This window comes from Saccharopolyspora gloriosae (assembly GCF_022828475.1).
In the GTDB taxonomy this organism is placed as follows: Bacteria; Actinomycetota; Actinomycetes; order Mycobacteriales; family Pseudonocardiaceae; genus Saccharopolyspora_C; species Saccharopolyspora_C gloriosae_A.
In genome coordinates this window covers 4,364,947-4,383,155 of record NZ_CP059557.1, presented here as the reverse complement: position 1 = coordinate 4,383,155, position 18,209 = coordinate 4,364,947, and the positions used below count along the sequence as shown (strand labels likewise).

General features: G+C 70.8%; 15 protein-coding genes. 7 read left to right on the top strand and 8 right to left on the bottom strand.

Annotated features, from left to right (window positions below):
• The first annotated feature begins 43 nt into the window (after positions 1–43).
• From H2Q94_RS18930 to H2Q94_RS18920, 3 genes are read left to right on the top strand one after another with little or no spacing between them, the layout of a single operon-like run.
• Positions 44–985 (top strand): MetQ/NlpA family ABC transporter substrate-binding protein, encoded by a 942-nt coding sequence (locus H2Q94_RS18930; RefSeq protein ID WP_243788531.1) that lies wholly within the window; start codon positions 44–46, stop codon positions 983–985.
• The gene (locus H2Q94_RS18925; RefSeq protein WP_243788530.1) at positions 982–2,007 is read left to right on the top strand and encodes a methionine ABC transporter ATP-binding protein; all 1,026 of its coding nucleotides are present in this window, start codon (positions 982–984) and stop codon (positions 2,005–2,007) included. Before H2Q94_RS18930 ends, H2Q94_RS18925 begins: the two co-directional genes overlap by 4 nt.
• The gene (locus H2Q94_RS18920) at positions 2,004–2,666 is read left to right on the top strand and encodes a methionine ABC transporter permease (RefSeq protein ID WP_243788529.1); all 663 of its coding nucleotides are present in this window, start codon (positions 2,004–2,006) and stop codon (positions 2,664–2,666) included. Before H2Q94_RS18925 ends, H2Q94_RS18920 begins: the two co-directional genes overlap by 4 nt.
• A 240-nt stretch (positions 2,667–2,906) precedes the next feature.
• Here H2Q94_RS18920 and H2Q94_RS18915 read toward each other — a convergent pair whose 3' ends face one another.
• The 6 genes from H2Q94_RS18915 to H2Q94_RS18890 form a co-directional block, all read right to left on the bottom strand.
• The gene (locus tag H2Q94_RS18915) at positions 2,907–4,409 is read right to left on the bottom strand and encodes an alpha/beta fold hydrolase (RefSeq protein WP_243788528.1); all 1,503 of its coding nucleotides are present in this window, start codon (positions 4,407–4,409) and stop codon (positions 2,907–2,909) included.
• Positions 4,410–4,517: 108 nt separating this feature from the next.
• Positions 4,518–5,327, bottom strand: coding sequence for an ABC transporter permease (locus H2Q94_RS18910; RefSeq protein WP_243788527.1), 810 nt, complete (start codon positions 5,325–5,327; stop codon positions 4,518–4,520).
• Positions 5,324–6,505, bottom strand: coding sequence for an ABC transporter substrate-binding protein (locus H2Q94_RS18905; RefSeq protein WP_243788526.1), 1,182 nt, complete (start codon positions 6,503–6,505; stop codon positions 5,324–5,326). The genes H2Q94_RS18910 and H2Q94_RS18905 overlap by 4 nt, the downstream gene beginning before the upstream one ends.
• Complete coding sequence (locus H2Q94_RS18900) at positions 6,505–7,245, bottom strand: ABC transporter ATP-binding protein (protein WP_243788525.1); 741 nt, start codon at positions 7,243–7,245, stop codon at positions 6,505–6,507. The genes H2Q94_RS18905 and H2Q94_RS18900 overlap by 1 nt, the downstream gene beginning before the upstream one ends.
• Complete coding sequence (locus tag H2Q94_RS18895) at positions 7,221–8,300, bottom strand: acyl-CoA dehydrogenase family protein (RefSeq protein ID WP_243788524.1); 1,080 nt, start codon at positions 8,298–8,300, stop codon at positions 7,221–7,223. Before H2Q94_RS18895 ends, H2Q94_RS18900 begins: the two co-directional genes overlap by 25 nt.
• 221 nt (positions 8,301–8,521) lie before the next feature.
• Positions 8,522–9,058 (bottom strand): DUF4242 domain-containing protein, encoded by a 537-nt coding sequence (locus tag H2Q94_RS18890; RefSeq protein WP_243788523.1) that lies wholly within the window; start codon positions 9,056–9,058, stop codon positions 8,522–8,524.
• Positions 9,059–9,281: 223 nt separating this feature from the next.
• Here H2Q94_RS18890 and H2Q94_RS18885 point away from each other — a divergent pair, with 223 nt between their 5' ends.
• Both H2Q94_RS18885 and H2Q94_RS18880 read left to right on the top strand, forming a co-directional pair.
• Entirely contained in the window at positions 9,282–9,869 is a 588-nt protein-coding gene (locus H2Q94_RS18885; protein ID WP_243788522.1) for a TetR/AcrR family transcriptional regulator, read from the top strand.
• A gap of 823 nt (positions 9,870–10,692) precedes the next feature.
• Positions 10,693–13,029 (top strand): GH92 family glycosyl hydrolase, encoded by a 2,337-nt coding sequence (locus H2Q94_RS18880; RefSeq protein ID WP_243788521.1) that lies wholly within the window; start codon positions 10,693–10,695, stop codon positions 13,027–13,029.
• Between the two features lie 194 nt (positions 13,030–13,223).
• Here H2Q94_RS18880 and H2Q94_RS18875 read toward each other — a convergent pair whose 3' ends face one another.
• Together H2Q94_RS18875 and otnK are read right to left on the bottom strand one after the other, a co-directional pair.
• On the bottom strand, positions 13,224–13,856 hold the full coding sequence (locus H2Q94_RS18875; RefSeq protein WP_243788520.1) for a class II aldolase/adducin family protein: 633 nt from the start codon (positions 13,854–13,856) through the stop codon (positions 13,224–13,226).
• Complete coding sequence (otnK, locus tag H2Q94_RS18870) at positions 13,853–15,103, bottom strand: 3-oxo-tetronate kinase (protein ID WP_243788519.1); 1,251 nt, start codon at positions 15,101–15,103, stop codon at positions 13,853–13,855. Before otnK ends, H2Q94_RS18875 begins: the two co-directional genes overlap by 4 nt.
• Positions 15,104–15,375: 272 nt before the next feature.
• Here otnK and H2Q94_RS18865 point away from each other — a divergent pair, with 272 nt between their 5' ends.
• Both H2Q94_RS18865 and H2Q94_RS18860 read left to right on the top strand, forming a co-directional pair.
• On the top strand, positions 15,376–16,767 hold the full coding sequence (locus tag H2Q94_RS18865) for a homoserine dehydrogenase (RefSeq protein WP_243788518.1): 1,392 nt from the start codon (positions 15,376–15,378) through the stop codon (positions 16,765–16,767).
• Complete coding sequence (locus tag H2Q94_RS18860; RefSeq protein ID WP_243788517.1) at positions 16,764–18,119, top strand: GntT/GntP/DsdX family permease; 1,356 nt, start codon at positions 16,764–16,766, stop codon at positions 18,117–18,119. Before H2Q94_RS18865 ends, H2Q94_RS18860 begins: the two co-directional genes overlap by 4 nt.
• Positions 18,120–18,209 lie beyond the last annotated feature (90 nt).

The following is an 18,209-nucleotide window of genomic DNA, read 5'->3' as shown; positions in this document are numbered from 1 at the left end:
CGCCGCGCGAAGTTCGCGCGCATCCATCTGGGAGAGGCCTGCGATGTCCGAAAGAGACGCCACCGAATTGCCGGAGAAGCCGAAGGGCCGCCGCCGAGGCCTGCTGCTGGGCGGGCTCGCGCTGGTCGTGGTGCTCGTCGCCGCAGCGGTGTTCGCCGTGTTCGGCTCGGGAGGTTCGGACGAGTCGGCGGGCCGGACCGTGCGCATCGGGGTCACCGACGCGAGCAAGCCGTACTGGGCGACGTTCAAGGAGCTCGCCGCCGAGCAGGGTATCGACCTGCGCACGGTGAACTTCAGCGACTACAACCAGGCCAATCCGGCGTTGTCGCAGGGGCAGATCGACGTGAACCTGTTCCAGCACTTGCTGTTCCTGGCCGACTACAACGTGTCCACCGACGACACGCTCACTCCGATCGGCTCCACCTACGTGGTGCCGCTGAGCCTGTACTCGCAGCGCCACGGCGACGTCGCCGCCATCCCGCGCGGCGGGACCGTGACGATCCCGAACGACGCCACCAACCAGGCGCGGGCGCTGCTGGTGCTCCAGCAGGCCGGGCTGATCTCGTTGCGGGGCGGGGGAACTCCGCTGTCCACCGCCGCCGAGATCGACACCGCGGCTTCGAAGGTGCGGGTGCTGCCGGTCGACGCGGCGCAGACCGTGGCTTCGCTGCCGTCGGCGGACGCGGCGATCGTGAACAACAACTACGCCCTCGACGCCGGCCTCGACCCGACGAGCGCGCTGTTCGCCGACGATCCGGCGGGACCGGCCGCGGAGCCTTACACCAACGCGTTCGTCACCCGCGCCGAGGACAAGGACGACCCGACCTACGCGAAGCTCGTGGAGATCTACCAGGACGAGCGCGTCTCGGGCCAGGTGCAGGCCGACTCCAAGGGCACATCGGTGCAGGTGCACCGTTCCCCTGCGGAGTTGCAGGCCGTCTTGGCGGAGTTGACCGGCGCGGTGCGTGCGGCGGGCGGGAAATGAGTCCGCTCATCGAGTTCCGCGGCGTCGGCAAGACCTTCGGCACGGGTGCCGGGAAGGTGACCGCGCTGGACGGGATCGACCTGTCCATCAACGCCGGGGACGTGTTCGCGGTGATCGGGCATTCCGGCGCGGGCAAGAGCACGCTCGTCCGGTTGATCAACGCGCTGGAGCCGGTCGGTTCCGGCGGCCTGTTGGTCGACGGCACCGACATCACCACCTTGAGCGAGCGGCGGCTGCGGCAGGTCCGCTTGGGCATCGGCATGGTCTTCCAGCAGTTCAACCTGCTGCGTTCCCGCACCGTGTTCGGCAACGTGGCCTACCCGTTGAAGGTCGCGGGCTGGGACGCGGCGAAGCGCAAGGAGCGGGTCACCGAGTTGCTGCGGTTCGTCGGCCTGCTGGACAAGGCGTGGCACTACCCGGATCAGCTCTCCGGCGGCCAGAAGCAGCGCGTCGGCATCGCCCGAGCGTTGGCGACCAGTCCGCGGATCCTGCTCGCCGACGAAGCCACCAGCGCGCTCGACCCGGAGACCACCGCCGAAGTGCTGGACCTGCTCAAACGGGTCAACGAGGAACTGGGCGTGACGATCGTGGTCATCACCCACGAGATGGCGGTCGTCCGGCGAATCGCCGATCGGGTCGCGGTGCTCGACTCCGGCAGGCTCATCGAGCAGGGCGGTGTGGTGGAGGTGTTCACCAACCCGGCGACCGAGACGACCCGCCGGTTCGTGCGCACCGTCCTGCACGACCAGCCCGACGGGGCGGATCTGGCGCGGCTGCGCGACCGGCATGCCGGACGCCTGGTCACGGCGCGGATCCGGGGCGAACGGCACGTCGGCGCGGTGCTTTCCGACGCGGTCGGCAAATACCGGGTGAGCTTCGAGATCGTGCACGGCGGCATCGAGGAACTCGGCGGCGAACCGCTCGGGCAGCTCACCTTGGAACTGGTCGGCGCGGACGACGACGTGGACGCGCTGATCGCCGAGCTGCGCGCCGTCACCGAGGTGGAGGAACTCGCGGCATGAACATCGACTGGAACACCATCGGCCCGGTGCTGCTGAGCTCGATCGGCCAGACCATCGGGATGGTGCTGACGACGATGCTCGTCGGCGGATTCCTCGGGCTGGTGCTGGGAATTCTGCTCTACACCACCAGATCCGGCGGGCTGCTCGGCAACCGCGTGGTGTTCACCGTGCTCAACGTGCTGGTGAACATCATCCGGCCGATCCCGTTCATCATCTTCATCACCGCGATCGGCCCGGTGACGCTCGCCGTCGTCGGTACCACGCTGGGCACTCCGGCGGCGACGTTCGCGCTGATCGTGGCGGCCACGTTCGGCATCTCCCGCATCGTGGAGCAGAACCTCGTCGCCATCGACCCCGGCGTGATCGAGGCGGCCCGCGCGATGGGCGCGAGCCCGCTGCGGATCATCGTCACGTTGCTGGTGCCGGAGGCGCTGGGGCCGCTGATCCTGGGCTACACCTTCGTGTTCGTCGCGGTCGTGGACATGACGGCGGTGGCGGGAGCGGTCGGCGGCGGCGGGCTCGGCGACTTCGCCATCACCTACGGCTACCAGCGCTTCGACTGGACTGTCACGGCGATCGCGGTGCTGATCATCATCGTGCTGGTGCAGGCGGCCCAATTCCTCGGCAACCGCCTGTCCCGCCTGGCGCTGCGGCGGTGACTCCGCGATCCGCGGGAGCACCGGGCCACGGTCCCCGAGCCGTGCGCCCCGGGAGGGCGGCGGGACACCCCCGCCGCCCGTTCCCGCGGTGAGGTCGGGATGCTTCCAGTTGGGCCGTGCGCTCCCGAGGGCTGTCATCGGGTTGCCTCGGCGATCGCCGACCGCGATGAAGTGCTGGAGGAATGCCCGGTCCTCGGCCGCGACCTTGCCGCCATGGTGGTACGCGTTCAGCCCGCGCCTTCAGCCGAGCGGGCTCACCGCGGCGAGCGGCCAGCCGAGGAGGACGCCCCCGACGACGGCGGGCAGCCACCAGGGGGCGCCGGTTCTGGTGAGGACGGCGGCCCAGGCGAGGTGCCAGAGGAGCAGCGCGCCGAGCAGCGGCGTGATCAGGACGACGAAGCCCGGAAGGACGCCCACGACCGCCGCCGCCGCGATGCCGAGCAGAGCGGTGAGCAGCACCGCCGCCCGCACGGCGTCTCGTCGCCGGCCGTTCTGGCCGCACGTCAGGAACTCCGCTGCGGCGCAGGTGATGCCGCAACCGACGACGACCAGCGGCGTCCACCACCAGCGTGAGCCGTGCGGAACGGGCTCCGCCAGGCCGAAACCGATGGGGACGGCGACAGCCAGCACGGCGTAGCAGGTGACCGCGAGCGATCTCCAAGGTGAGTCGCCCGGTCCAGGCCGGACTGCTGCCCGGGCGAGGAGTGCGAAAGTGAGTCCGCTGCCGAGTCCGAACAGCGCGAGGAACAATCCGACCTCACCGCCGACCGCCGGCGGCGACCATCCCGCCGGGGCCAGGGCGGAACCGGCCAAGGCGAGGACGCCCCCGGCCGCGACGGCTCCGGCGATCCGGGGCACCGCGGCATGGCGTTCCGCGGCCGGTGGCGCGGGCGGGAAGAGCTTGCGCGCCAAGGGAACGAGGCCGATCGCGAAAGCTCCCAGGAGCAGTGCGGCGGCGAGAACGCGTTCACCGGCCGCGTTCGCGCCGGGCGTGGCGGTGTTGTGCAGTGACGCCTGCAGCCAGCGCACGGTCTCCGCATGCGCCTGCGGCGCGAACAGGATCGTGATGTGCTCGGTGCCGGCAACGGTGACGCCCTGTCGAGCGCTCCCCAGCGCAGGATCCCCGGTGGGTGATCCCCAAGTTGCTTCAGGACGCCCGGCGCTCAGGGCCTGCTCGGCCGCTCGGTGAAACGCCGGGAACTCGTACCGGCCGGTGAGCAGCAGGAGGTTCTTCGGCAGCGCCGGATCCTGGCCGGTGTCGCCGCCGGGCAGTGAGATCGCCACCGTCGCGGCGATCTCGGGATGCTCGGACGCGAATCGGTGCACCGCTCCCGCGCCCATGGAGTGCCCGACCAGGCCGATGCGCGCCGGGTCCACCCCCGGCGTCCGGTGCAGCAGCTCAACGGTCGCGGTGAGGTCCGCCGCGAGCCGGGGCCGACTCGCCGAGCCCTCGGGCAGTGGCGTCCGGTTGGCCCCGTGCCCGGCGAAATCCGGCAGTGCGACGACGAATCCCGCACGCGCCAGCGTCGTCGCCCAGTCGGCCATCAGCCGACGACTCCCGGCGTACCCGTGCGTCACGACCACCGCCGGAGCCTGCTCGGCGCTCGGTTCGGCGGGACGCACCAGGTCGACCGGCACGCCGTCGACGACGGTGCTCGTGCGCGCAACGCCCGAATCAACCTGCGCCACACCGAACCCGGCCCCGACGAGCAACAGCACGATCACGACGTACAGCAGCCGCAACGGATTCGCGGGCTTTCCGCGAGGGGACCTCGCAGACCGTGAAGACCTCGCCACACCAAGATCGTCTCACGTCGGGGTGAGAGCCGTGGGCTCAGGATCGCTGCGTGATCACCTCCGCCGGGGTCGCAGGACGGTGCGCGCCAGGGTGTCCAGCAGGTAGCCGAGGACGCCGATCACCAGGATCACCGCCATCACCTGGTCGTAGGCGAGTTGGTCGCGGGAATTCAGGATCTGGTAGCCCAGTCCGGAATCCACGCCCAGCATCTCCGCCGGAACCAGCACCACCCACGCGATGCCCAGGGCCAGCCGCAGCCCGGTGAGCACGTGGCCGCGCGCGGTCGGCAGCACCACGCTGGTGAGCACTTCGAACCGGCTCGCGCCGAGGGAACGCGCCACTTGGAGGTGGCCGGGCGACACCGCGTGGACTCCCGCCGCGGTGTTGAGCACGATCGGCCAGACGGCCGCCGCCGCGACCAGGAACGTCACCGGCCGGTGTCCGATGCCGAACACGGCCACGGCGATCGGCGCCCAGGACAGCGGCGAGATCATCCGCAGGAACTGGAACACGGGGCGGGTGGCGCGCTCCACGACGTCGAGCGAACCCACGAGCAGCCCCACCGGGATGCCGATGACGGCGGCGATGAGCATGCCCAGCAGCAGCCGCCACAAGCTCGCGGCCACGTCCGGCAGCAGCACGCCCCGCGTCAGCAGCTCACCCACCGCGGGCACCGCGTGCTGCGGCGCGAACGAGGACAGCAGCCGGTCGCCGGTGAGCACGTCGGTCACCAGCCACCACAGCGCGACGGCGACCACGATCGCGACCAGCGGCGGCCCGGCTCGATGCACCAGCCGTCCGTCCGCCGAGGATCGTGCGTTCCGAACGGTCTCCTCGGCTTCGCGCGGGGAGGTCGCGGTCATGCGGGGTTCACCTCTTCGCTGCGGAGTAGGGCATCGGGCAGGCCGAACGCGCCGGGGCCGCCGAAGCGGTTCAGGCTGTTGCGCACGAACCGGTCGTCGACGAGTTGCCCGTGCACCTCGTCGGGACGAATCCCGGTGAGGAAACCGGTGTCGCCGTCGACGACCGTGTCCCGCATGGACGCGACGAGTTCCGCGGTGAAACCGGGGAACGGGAACGGCTGGAATCCGATGCGCTGACCGGACCAATCGGCATGTCGCAAGGCGCCGCGTTCCACGTACTCGGCCGCCGGGTAGTTCAGCGCCTTGGTCACCGCCTTGAGCGGCTGCGGCAGGTAATGCCCGCCGGTGAGCGCCCGCGCACCGGCCCGCCGATCCCGCGCGAGCCCCAGCTGGGACAGCGCCAGCGCGTCGACCAGCCCCTGCACCCGGTCCGGCGCGGCGCGCAGGAAGTCCTCGTGCGCCAGCACCACGCAGCAGGCGTGGTCGCGCCACACGTCGCCGACGAAGCGCAGGATGCGCCCGACGCCCTTGATCTCGGCGATGGCGTTGAACGGGTCGGCGACGATGAAGCCGCCGACGGAACCGTTGTCCAGCGCCGGAACCATGTCCGACGGGCTCATCACCACCAGCTCCACCGTCCCGTCCTCGGCCGACGGCTGCCGCCGCACGACCGGTGTGAGCCCGGCGGCGCGCAGCATCCGCTGCAGCACGATGTTGTGGATGGACCACCAGAACGGGATGGCGACCTTGCGCCCGGCCAGCTGCTCGATGCGATCGATGTCGCGGTGCACGGTGAGCGCGGAGCCGTTGGTGTGGTTCCACGCCAGCACCCGGCACGCGGTGCCCATCGCGTAGCGCAGCTGCACCGCGAACGGCATGAGCAGGTGCACCACGTCGACCTGGCGGGTCAGGAACGCCTCGGCCAGCGAAGCCCAGCTGCGGAACTTCACGGGACGCTGCGCGCCGGTGCCGTGCTCGTCGAGCAGCCCGCTGCCGTGCGCGACGAGCAGCGGTGCGGCATCGGTGATCGGCAGGTAGCCGATCCGCATCGCCGCCGAGGAGGCGTCGCGGTGCTGGGCGGCGTGCAGGCCGAGGTCCGCGGTCGCACCGATTCCGGCCGCCGCCCCGAGCGCGCCCGCGCCGAGCAGCACCGAGCGGCGACTCACGTGCGGGCTCATCAGATGACTCCGGCCGCGACCGGTCCCGCCGGGTAGCGCGCCAGCAGTTCCTCCCGCAGCGGGCCGTCGGTGCTGCCCGGATCGTTCGGCCACTCCTGGGCCACCGTCCCGGAACCGTCGAGCATCGCGATGCGATCACCGACCAGCAGCGCCTCGTCCACGTCGTGGGTGACCAGCACCGTGGTCAACCGCAAGTCGTCGGTGGTCGAACGCACCCAGCTCCGCAGGTCGCCGCGCGCAGCCGGATCGAGTGCGCTGAACGGTTCGTCGAGCAGCAGCAGCGCCGGTTCGATCGCCGCCGCTCGTGCGACCGCGACGCGCTGCGCCTGCCCGCCGGAGAGCTGGTCCGGATAGGACTCGGCGAGCTCCGCCAGGCCCAGCCGGGTGATCAGCTCCGCCGCCCAGTCCGGGGCGAAGCGGCCCCGGTTGGCCCGGTAGCGCCCGCCGAGCAGCACGTTGTCCCGCACCGTCAGCCACGGCATCAGGTGCGGTTGCTGGAAAACGGCTCCGATGGGCGGCCGGGAGGCGCCGCTGGACCACTCGACGGAACCGCCGTCCAGCGACTCCAGCCCGGCGAGCACCCGCAGCAACGTCGACTTGCCGCACCCGCTGGGTCCGAGGATCACCAGGAATTCCCCGTCCCGCACGGACAATTCAAGTCCACTGAGGACGTTTCGGCGGCGCGGCCCGTGGCCGTAGGACTTGTCCGCTCCGGTCAGGCGGACCGTGAAAGTTCCCACCGCAGTTGTCCTTCCGTCGGAGCTTGGATCGGGAGGAAAGCCGCCTCGCGCAACCGGCGGCTCGTCGCGCTGGTGGCGACGTAGCCGCGGCCGCCGATGAGGGTGGATTCCAGTTTGGTCGCCGTGCCCGCGACTCGCGCGGCGTCCAGCCGCAGCCGCAGCAGGTCCGCAGGGGACGGCCGGTGCGGTGCGCGGGCGAAGTCGAACAGCCGGGCGCGCACCGAATCGTGCCGGGACGCGAGCTCGTCGAAGTCCTCGCGGAATTCGGCGTTCAAGCCGTCCAGCAGCTCCGCCGAGCACCGCCTGGAGGCTCCGGCCAGTCCGGCGCAGAACGCGCTCTGCACCAGCAGGAACGTCGGGCGGACCGAGCGCACGAACCCGGTGAGGTCCTCGCTGAGCACGTTCCCGGCGGGCACCTCCACCTGCGTGAGGGTCGCCGACGACGAACGGGTGCCGCCCAGCGCCAGCAGTTCCGGTGCACTGCGGACCGTCACGCCGGGATCGTCGACGCGCAGCACCGCGATCAGGCCGCCGCCGTCGGCGAACCGCGCGGGCACCACGACCAGCGCGTCCTCGAACAGGTTCGACGCCCAGCGGATCGGTCCGTTGAGCCGTACGCCGCCGTCGGTGCGTTCGGCGATCACCGGGACCGGTTCGAGCCCGGCCACGTGCTTCATCGCCGGGGCCATCGCGGTGACGCCGATCCGGGAACCCGACCGCAGCGCGGCCGGTTCCCGATCCGGTCCCGCCCCGGCTCGCCCGCGTTCGAGGTACTCGATCACCATGCGCTGCGCCCACAGCGAGAACCCGGAGCTCATGCAGCTCGCCGCGACGTCCTCGACGACCAGCAGCATGGTGGCCAGCTCGTCGTCCGCGTTGTCCGGTGCGCCCAGCCCGAGCAGCCCCCGTTCGCCGAGGAAACCGAGGCCGGGGCGGACATCGCAGCCGCCCTGGTCCAGATCACCGGCCCGTGCGGTGAAGAACTCCGCGACGGCCGCGCGATCCGGATAGCCGGTGGGCGCCGCGACCTGGGCGGCGGTGTGCGCGGAGACCATGGTTCAGCAGTCCTTCCAGGATGATGTTCGATCTGTGTCTTGTCAGCGGCGGAGCCGCTGAGCAGTGACCAGCTTGAGCAAGAAGACCACCGGCGGCTTCTCCGCTTCCTCACGAGGACGGCGATTTCGCTGTGGCTACAGGAGAAATCGATCCCGCAGCGAGGAAGCCGCGGAGGTTCCGCTGCCGGCACCGCCACGCAGATCCACGCTGAAAGGGCTCTTCAGCCACGATCCAAGGTGTGCAGGCGGTCGACGGGGGTGCTCACGACGTCGCGGGCCTTGCGGACCACGTCCTCGTCCGGCGCGTCGTAGAAGCACAGGCACTTCGCCATGTCCTCGCGCACGTAGGTGCGCAGGAACGTGACCTCCGGGACCTCGGCGTACTTCGGGGCCTTGGCCTTCTTGTTCGCCAGGTAGGTGTCCATGTCCAGGTCCGCGGGGAAGTCCCACTCGACGAGGTAACCGGCCTCCGGGCGGGCCGCCTTGACGTCGGCGAGTTCGGCGCCGACCAGCCGCACCAGGTGCGGGCCGGAGAGCTCGGCCACCTCGGGGAGCCGCTTCGTGTTCAGCGCGCTGCCGAGAACGGTGTCGTCCTCGGCCTCCACCACGGCGAACACCCGGTCCAGCGAGCCGGTCACCTGGGATTCGATCAGTTCGGCGCCTGCGGTGCGGGCGGCGGTGTCGAAGGCGCTGAGCAGCTTCTCGGTCTCCGGGCGGGCGCTGGCGGTGGGCACGATTTCGTACAGGTACAAGGACATGGCGAAGCCTCCAGGGCCAGGCTCGGGACATGCGGCGGCGGACGGCTTCACAGCCGTCGCAGGAGTGCCGCGGAAGGGGAAATTCAGGCCAGGGGAGCAGGACAGACCGCGCTGGCGACCCGAAGCAGGTCCACCTGCAGTCGCCGCACGAGCTCCGAACGTGGCATGCCGTCCAGCGTAGGGCTAGACCGATCGGTCTGTCTATCGGTGTTACCGTGTGGGCATGGCCACCACGCGATCCGGCGGCGCCGCGCCGGCCCGGCGACTGCTGGAGGCGGCGGGAAACCTGTTCGTGCGCGAGGGGATCCGGGCGGTCGGGATCGACCGGGTGCTCGCCGAGGCGGGCGTCGCGCGGGCCAGCCTGTACCACGCGTTCGGCTCCAAGGACGCTTTGGTCGCGGCCTACCTCGACGATCAGGACGAGGCCGATCGCCGGAAGTGGGAGAAGGCCGCCGCGGACCTCGACAGTCCGCGGGACAAGATCCTCGCCCTGTTCGACCTGGCTCACGGGGCGGCGGTGTCCCGGCGTTTCCGGGGGTGCCTGTACCTCAACGCGGCCACCGAGTTCCCCGACCCGAAGCATCCCGCCCGAGCCTCCGTCGACCGGCATCGCGCCTGGCTGCACGAGCTGCTGGTGGAGCTGGCCGAGCAGGCGGGCGCCGCCGATGCCGAGGCCACCGCCGAACGCCTCCGCCTGCTCTACGACGGCGCGGTCGCGGGTTCCAAGTTCAGCCGCAGCCCCGATCCCATCGACCTCGGCAAGCAGCTCGCCGCCGACCTCCTGGACGCCCGACCCGCCCGGCAGGCGTAGCGAGCGAGCACCCCAGCCCCTGAGACGAATGCCTTTTCCGCTTAGCAGGACCGGTCAATGGGGCCGTTGGGTCCACCGGTCCCGGCAGAGGAATGGCCTGTTCGACCGGTAGGACCGAGCGAAGGCGGCATTCATCTGAGCCGGGCTGCGGGCCTCGGGGCCAGTGCGCCGTGCCCTGACGGCTTGTCGTGCGCGGACGTCGTTGCGATCGCCGGCGCATCGGAACGGGCGGGTTCGGTGCCGTGATCCGGCTGCGGAGTTCTGAACCGACGGGTTCTTTCCCGCACGAAGACACCGGAATCGGTGTCCGGATTCAGGGGAAGAGGGTTCTTCTGGTAAATGTGTGAGCGGTCGCGATTGCCCTGAATGGATGGAAAATTCTCCAGAATCGGCTGGTCCGGCAGATCTGGCGGCGGTGATCGTTGCCGCTTCCGAGTCCGATCTGTACGGTTGTGATCACCGCATTAGACAACGTTGTCATGGGGGATCCGTGCGCGTTCCGAGCTCTTCTGCCTGCCATCGGCGACGATTCTCGGACGCGTTGCTGCGACCGGAGCAGGCTCGACGTCCCTTTCGGTCACAACGGGATCCGCTGAATACGTTCCGCCGGAACCGGCTCAGGAAAAGCAGCGGTGCCCGCCTTCGCGATCCGCGCTCGCGGCCCGTTCGCGCTCTCACCGGAAAGGCGCCGCCGCTTTCTCGCGTCCGCTAGCGGACCGCCCGAGTTCCTGCGGGGAATTCCGGCTTCGCGATTGTCGCGCCGGACATTCCCGCCGCCACTTCGTCCTGACCCCGTCGTCCCGTCCCCAGGGAGAGGAGCACGATGCGCACATCCAGGCGCAGACGCACATCCGACCGATACCGATCGATTCTGGTCACCACGGTCGGGCTGGTCACCGCACTGGCCCTGCCCGCAGCGGCGGCCCCGGCGATCGCGGCCCCGGCCGCGCCGGACGTCGAAGATCCCGCGCAGTACGTCAACCCGTTCACCGGAACCCAGGTCGGCGGCCCCGACTTCGGGCACGGCGGCGGCGCGGGCAACACCTTCCCGGGTGCCGCGGCGCCGTTCGGGATGATGCAGTGGAGCCCGGACACGACCGAATACCAGCACGGCGGCTACCAGTACGACGACGATCGGATCCGCGGATTCAGCCTCACCCACATCTCCGGCGCGGGCTGCGGCGACTTCGGCAACATTCCGTTCCTGCCCGTGCTCGGTGACGCTCCGGCCGCGGACTACACGTTCTCGCACGAGAACGAATCCGCGTCGCCCGGCGCCTACGACGTCACCTTCGACAACGGCCTGCGGACCGAGCTCACCGCCACCCAGCGGGCGGGCATCGCGAAATTCACCTACCCGGAAGGGCAGACCGCGTCGCTGTCGGTCGACGCGGCGAAGGCGTTCAACGACGCGTCCGGCTCGCTGACGGTCGAGGGCAACAGCATCAGCGGCTACACCGACGGCGGCGGCTTCTGCGGGGGCGGCAACGAATATCGGATCTACTTCCACGCGGAGTTCGACAAGGACTTCACCAACAGCGGCGTGGTGCGCGACGGCAAGGTCGACCCGTCGAGCAAGGAGATCACCGGCTCGGCCGCGGGAGCCGCACCCGCGAAGGACGGGCGGGCGGCTCCGCAGGACGACGGGGCGCAGGCGTTCGTGTCCTTCGATCCCGGCGCCGAGCGCACCGTGACCGCCCGCGTCGGCATGTCGTTCGTCAGCCTCGACGGCGCCAAGGCCAATGCCACCGAGGAACTCGGCGAGCGCGGCATCAACGAGGTCCGCGACGGCACCAGGGCCGCGTGGAACGAGATGCTCGGCCGGATCAACGTCGGTGGCGGTGCGGACCAGGACCGCCGCCGCCTCTACACCGGCCTCTACCACTCGTTGCTGCACCCGAACGTCTTCAGCGACGTCACCGGCGAGTACACGGGCTTCGACGGCAACGTGCACACCGCCGAACCGGGCCACGCCCAGTACGCGAACTACTCCGGCTGGGACGTGTACCGCTCGCAGATGCAGCTGGTCTCGCTGATCGCACCGGACATCGCCTCCGACATCGCGCAGTCCGCGGTGAACCAGTCCGTGCAGGGCGGCTACTTCGACCGCTGGACGGTGGCCAACGGCGGGACCGGCGTGATGACCGGCGATCCGCTGCCGATCATGATCGCGAGCGCGCACGCCTTCGGCGCCACCGACTTCGACACCGCCACGGCGCTGGAACGCATGGTGGCGGGTGCGTCCAACTCCGATGAACGCCCCGTCCACGACAAGTACGGGGAGCTCGGCTACATCCCCGCCGACGACGAAGAGTCCTGGGGATCGGTCTCGACCACCTTGGAGTACACCAGCGCGGACTTCGCGGTGGCCCAGTTCGCCCAGCGGATCGGCTCGACCGAAACCCACGACGAGTTCCAGAACCGGGCGCAGAACTGGAAGAACCTGTTCAACCCCGGCAACGGCTGGATCCAGCCCCGCGCGGCCGACGGCTCCTGGCCGGAGTTCGCCCCTGAACAGCAGGACGGCTACGTCGAGGGCAACGCCGCGCAGTACACCTGGATGGTGCCGTTCAACCACCGGGAGCTGTTCGATCAGATGGGCGGCGACGAACAGGTCACCGGGCGGCTCGACGAGTTCTTCGCCGAACTCAACGGCGGCCCGGACAAGGCCAACGCCTACCTCGGCAACGAGCCTTCCGCGAACACGCCCTGGGCGTACGCCTACGCGGGGCAGCCGCACAAGACCCAGGACGTGGTGCGGCGAGCGCTGACCGACCTGTTCAGCGCGGAACCCAACGGCCTGGTCGGCAACGACGACCTCGGCCAGATGTCCTCCTGGGCGGTCTGGGCGTCGCTCGGCATGTACCCGGAGGCGCCGGGCCGTGCCGAACTGGTGCTGGCCAGCCCGCTGTTCTCGTCGATCAGCATCGACCGGGGCAACGGGAAGACGATCGACATCAACGCTCCGGACGCGTCGCGGGACGCGAAGTACGTGCAGGACCTGGCGGTCAACGGCACGCCGAGCGGCAAGACGTGGCTGTCGGAGCGGTTCGTCAACGAGGGCGGCACGCTGGACTACACCCTCGGCACCGAACCGAACACCGAGTGGGGCAGCGCACCGGAGGACGCACCCCCGTCGTTCGGGGCACCGGGCAGCTGATTCCTGGTCCACAGAGGACTGATCACGGTTCGAGGCCCTCGGCGCTCAGCGTCGAGGGCCTCGGCCGTTCCCGGCCCGTCGAACCCTGCCTCGTCGGATCGCCCGCGCGTCGTTCAAGGGCCGGCCGCGGGCGCCGATGTTCGAAGATTCCGCGGGACGGTCGTTGTCCGGCTATCACCAGGCGAGGGCCGAGGTCACGCGTCCCAAGGCGTGCCGTACTTCTCCGTGAGTTCGTGGATGTGGTGCGGTTCGAGCAGGCGGGGAGTGTGCGAGCCCAGGCGCAGCAGCAGGGCCGAGACCTCCTCGATCTCCACCGCCGCGTCCACCGCCGCCGCGAGCGTGGTGCCGGAGGTGATGGGACCGTGGTTCTGCAGCAGAGCCGCGCGGAAGTCGAAGTCGAGCGCCTCCAGCGCCGTGGCCTGCGCCGGGTCGCCGGGTGCGGCGTAGGGGATCAGCGGGGACTGGCCGACGCGCATCACGAAGTACGGGGTGAGCGGCGGGATCGCGCTGCGATCCGACCACGGCGCCAAGCACGCCGCGCCCGCCGCGTTGCGGGAGTGCAGGTGCACCACCGCGGTCGTGCCCGGGTCGCGGCGGTAGAACGCACCGTGCAGCGGGAACTCCTTCGACGGCCGGGGGCCTGCCAGGTGTTCACCGTCCAGCGACAGTTCCGAGAGCGCGTCCGGATCGAGGTCGGCGAGGTCCGCGCCGGTCGGCGTGAGCAGCATCCGGTCGCCCTCGCGGACGCTGATGTTCCCGGAGGAGCCGGGACTCAGGCCGAGCGCGGCCAGGTGGGCACCGGCGGCGACCAGTTCGTGGCGTGTCATGACAGCACGTCCCATGCCGTGGTGAAGATGTCGACCCCTCCGAAGTTCCCCGATTTCAGCGCCACGTCCACCGCTCGAACCTCTCCGTCCACGTAGGAATCGGTTCGGCACCACGGAACGCCCGGAGCGATCTGGGCGCCGACGTGCAGCGCCGTCGCGCCGAGCGCCAGCACCACCGCGCCGGACGTCTCGCCGCCCGCGACGAGCAACCGTCGCGCCCCGAGCACGACCAGTTCGCCAGCGCAGCGCGCCAGCGCCCGCTCCAGCAGCTCCCCGGCGGGGGTGGCACTCTGCGACGGTTCGAGCTCGTCGCCCTCGTCCACCGCGTAGATCAACGGTGGCAGGTCGGGGTCCACCGCCCACTGGGCGCGGGCGAACTCGACCAGTTCGGCGACGGCGCCGTCGAAGTCCGCGCGCAGCGCGGCGATGTCGAGTTTCCGGCTCGGCAGCACGGATTTCGCGTGCGCGACCTGGCTTCTGGTCGCTGCCGATGCGCTCCCGGCGAGCACGACGGCGGGTCCCGATCCGGCGGAGTCCGCGCGGGCGCTGTCCGGGTGCGGGCCGGTGAGGCCGAGCGCGAGTCCCGCGCCGCCGGTGAGCACCGGGTCCTGCGCGGTGGCCTCGGCGATCGTCACGAGATCGGCGTCGGTCGCGGCGTCGACCACGACCAGTGCCGACTCGGTCTCGGCCAGCTCCGCGCGCACCGCCTCGGCGCCCGCGCGCACGACGTCGTGGCCGATCAGCCGCACCGGACGGCGAGTCTGCGGGGTGAGCAGGCGCAGCAGGTTCGAGTCCCGCATGGGAGTCAGCGGGTGGTCGCGCATCGGGCTCTCGGCCAGCGGCTGATCGCCGACGAACAGGTGACCGCGGTGCACGGTGCGGCCGGTGGCGGGGAACGCGGGCACGACGACGGCGCGTTCCGCGCCGAGTTGGTCGAGCACGGCGTCGACGACGGGGCCGATGTTGCCGGTGGGTGTGGAGTCGAACGTGGAGCAGTACTTCACGTAGATCCGCTCGCAGCCCGCCTTGCGCAGCCCGCGCAGCGCGGCGACGGACTCGCGCACCGCTTCCTCGACGGGTGCGGTGCGGGACTTCAGGGCCACCACCACCGCGTCCAGTTCGCCGAGCGGCTCGTCGGGCTCGGCCGCGCCGATCACCACGGCGGTCCGGAAACCGCGGGAGACGAGCATCGTCGCGAGGTCGGTGGCTCCGGTGAAGTCGTCGGCGATCGCGCCGATCAGCGGCATGCGTCCTCCCGGTCGCGGGTGCCCGTGGGCGGGCGGTGGTGGTCCGCGGAGTGCGGACGGGGTGGTTCTGTGCGGCACTGTCGGGTCGTTCTTGCGGGCCGTTCGTGCGTTCCGCGAGCCGATGCGCTTACGTGAAAAAATGTTAGCACGCTTGACTCTAGTGTGAATGAGTGAATATGTTTTGTTAAACCGCGTGATGCTGCTAGTGGCCGGATCGGCCGTCGCGTCGCGGAGTCGATGCTCGGCGACGCGAGGACTCAACGAGGAGACCCATGAATGTGCAGTCCCGCCGGCCGGGCGCCGGCGACCGGCCCGTCGGTTACGCGCTTTCCGGCGCCGCGGGCGGATTCGCCCGCACGCTGCTGGCGCAGACCAGGCTGATCCCCGCGCTGACGCCCGCGGTGCTGTGCGACGTGGACGTGCCCCGGCTGCACGAGCTGTGCCTCGAACTCGGCTACGCGCCGGAGGAACTGCACACCTGCACCGACGCTGAGCAGACCGCCGCGGCCACCGCCGCCGGACACATCGCGCTCGTCGCCGACCAGGACCTGCTCGGCGCCGGGCAATGGGACGTGCTCGTCGAAGCCACCGGCAGCCCCGCCCACGGTCATGCCATGGCACGCGCCGCGTTGACGTCGGGCAGGCACGTCGCCATGGTCAGCAAGGAGGTCGACTCCGTCGCCGGACTGCAACTGGCACGCCTCGCGGCGGACCACGACGTCGTCTACGCCCCCGCCGAGGGCGACCAGCCCGGAAACCTCATCCGGCTGCTCGACTGGGCGCGGCTGCTGGGCATGGACGTCGTCGCGATCGGCAAGTCCAGCGAGTACGACCTGGTCTACGACCCGGCCACCGAAACGGTCACCCAGCTCGACCGCACCGTCTCCGCCCCCGCGCTCGGCGACCTGCTCACCCTCGGCGACGACGTGCGCGGCACCCTCGCCGCCCGAGCGGAAGCCGTCGCCGCACTGCCCACCGGCGCGACCGCCGACTACTGCGAGATGGCCGTCGTCGCGAACAACACCGGGTACCGGCCCGACGTGGAACGACTGCACTACCCGGTCGCGCGGATCGCCGAGCTCGCCGACATCTACTCGCTGCGCGAACACGGCGGCCTGCTGCACGAGACCGGCGCGGTCGACGTGTTCAGCGCGCTGCGGCTGCCCGACGAGGCGTCGTTCGCCGGTGGCGAGTTCGTCGTGCTGCGCACCAACGACGCCGAGACCTGGCGGATCCTCGCCGAGAAGGGCCACGTCGTGAGCCGGGACGGGCGCTACGCGACCGTTTACCTGCCGTACCACCTGATGGGCGTGGAAACTCCGGCAACTCTGCTCGCGATCGCCGCGCACGGCCGGACGCCGGACGCTTCGCCACCGGGCAGGCACGCGGTGCTCGCCGGACGCGCCCGAGCCGATCTCGCCGCGGGCACCGTGCTCGACATGGGCGGGCACCACCACGACGTCACCGGCGTGCAGGCCGTGCTGCTGCGCGACGAGGACGCCCCCGCCGACGTCGCCCCGTTGTACCTCGCCGCGCACGCCGCGCTCGGCCGCGACGTCGCGGCCGGTGGGCTGATCACCTTGTCGGACCTGGAGAATCCGGATTCGGCGCTGGTCGAAGCCTGGGAGCTCGGCGGCGAATGGGCGCGGGAGGTCGCCCGATGAGCGCCGAACTCACCCCGCTGCTGCTGGCGGCCGGCGCGATCGTGGTGCTGATCGTGCTGATCACGAAGATGAAGCTGCACCCGTTCCTGGCGTTGATGATCGCGGCGCTCGGGCTGGGCCTCGCCAACGGCATCGCGCCCGGCGAGACCGCGGAGCACTTCCAGACCGGATTCGGCGACGCCCTCAGCGACACCGGACCCGTCATCGGGCTCGGCACCATCCTCGGCGGCATCCTGCTCGGATCCGGGGGAGCGGACCGGATCGCGACCGCGTTCATCGGATCCCGCCCCGTCAAGTGGATCCCCGCGGCGATCGCCGCCGCCGCACTGCTGATCGGCATGCCGCACCTGTTCGACGTGAGCTTCGTGATGCTGGTGCCGCTGGTGTACGCGGTGGCGAAGCGGACCGGCTCGCACCTGCTGTTCGTGGGACTGCCGATGGCGGCCGGACTGTACGTCTCGCACGGCCTGCTGCCGCCCCACCCGGCGCCGACGCTGGCGGTGGCGGCCTACGAGGCGAACACCGGCATGACCATCTTCTTCGGCCTGGTCATCGCCATTCCGGTGGCGATCGTCTGCGGCCCGGTGCTGACCCCGCTGCTGTCCCGCTGGTTCGGCCCCGCCCCTGACCTGGACAAGAGCCCGGTGCCCGACCCCGGCCCGGCCGAGGGCGAACTCCGCCGCCCCGTGTCGCTGGTGCTGGCGCTGATCACCGTGCTGCTCCCGGCGGGCCTGATGCTCATCGGCACCCTCGGCACGTCGATGACGCCGCCGGGAACCTGGGCGAACGTGCTGTTCGAGGCGTGTGACACGCCGGTGCTGTCGCTGCTGGCGGCGGTCGTGTTCGCGTTCTTCGCGCTGGGCGTGCGGTCCGGGTTCGGGCTGGCGAAGTTGCAGAAGATGGCGGCGAAGGGGCTCGGTCCCGTCGGCGCGATCATCCTGATCCTCGGCGCGGGCGGCGGGCTCAAGGAGATGCTCTCGGCCACCGAGGTCGACAAGCTGATCACGCAGTACGCGGTCGACTGGGCCGTGCCACCGCTGCTGCTGGCGTGGACGGTGGCGGCGCTGCTGCGGATCTGCCTGGGTTCGGCGACCGTGGCCACCGCCGCCGCGACCGGCATCGTGGCTCCGCTGGTGGCGGCGTATCCCGAGCTGTCGCCGGAGCTGCTGGTGCTGGCGACCGCGTCCGGTGCGGTGATGCTCTCGCACGTCAACGACTCCGGGTTCTGGCTGTTCAAGGAGTACTTCCAGCTCAGCGTCTCGCAGACCTTCCGCACCTGGACCCTGATGCTCTCCGTGCAGTCCCTGTTAAGCCTCGCCGGAGTGCTCCTGCTGAGCGCCATCGTCACCTGATCCCACTGGGGTCGATGCCTCCTTCGCCCGACGCGACCGGTCAAAGGGGGCATCGACTCCACGGCTCTGGTGAGGCCCCTTCGCCCGGTG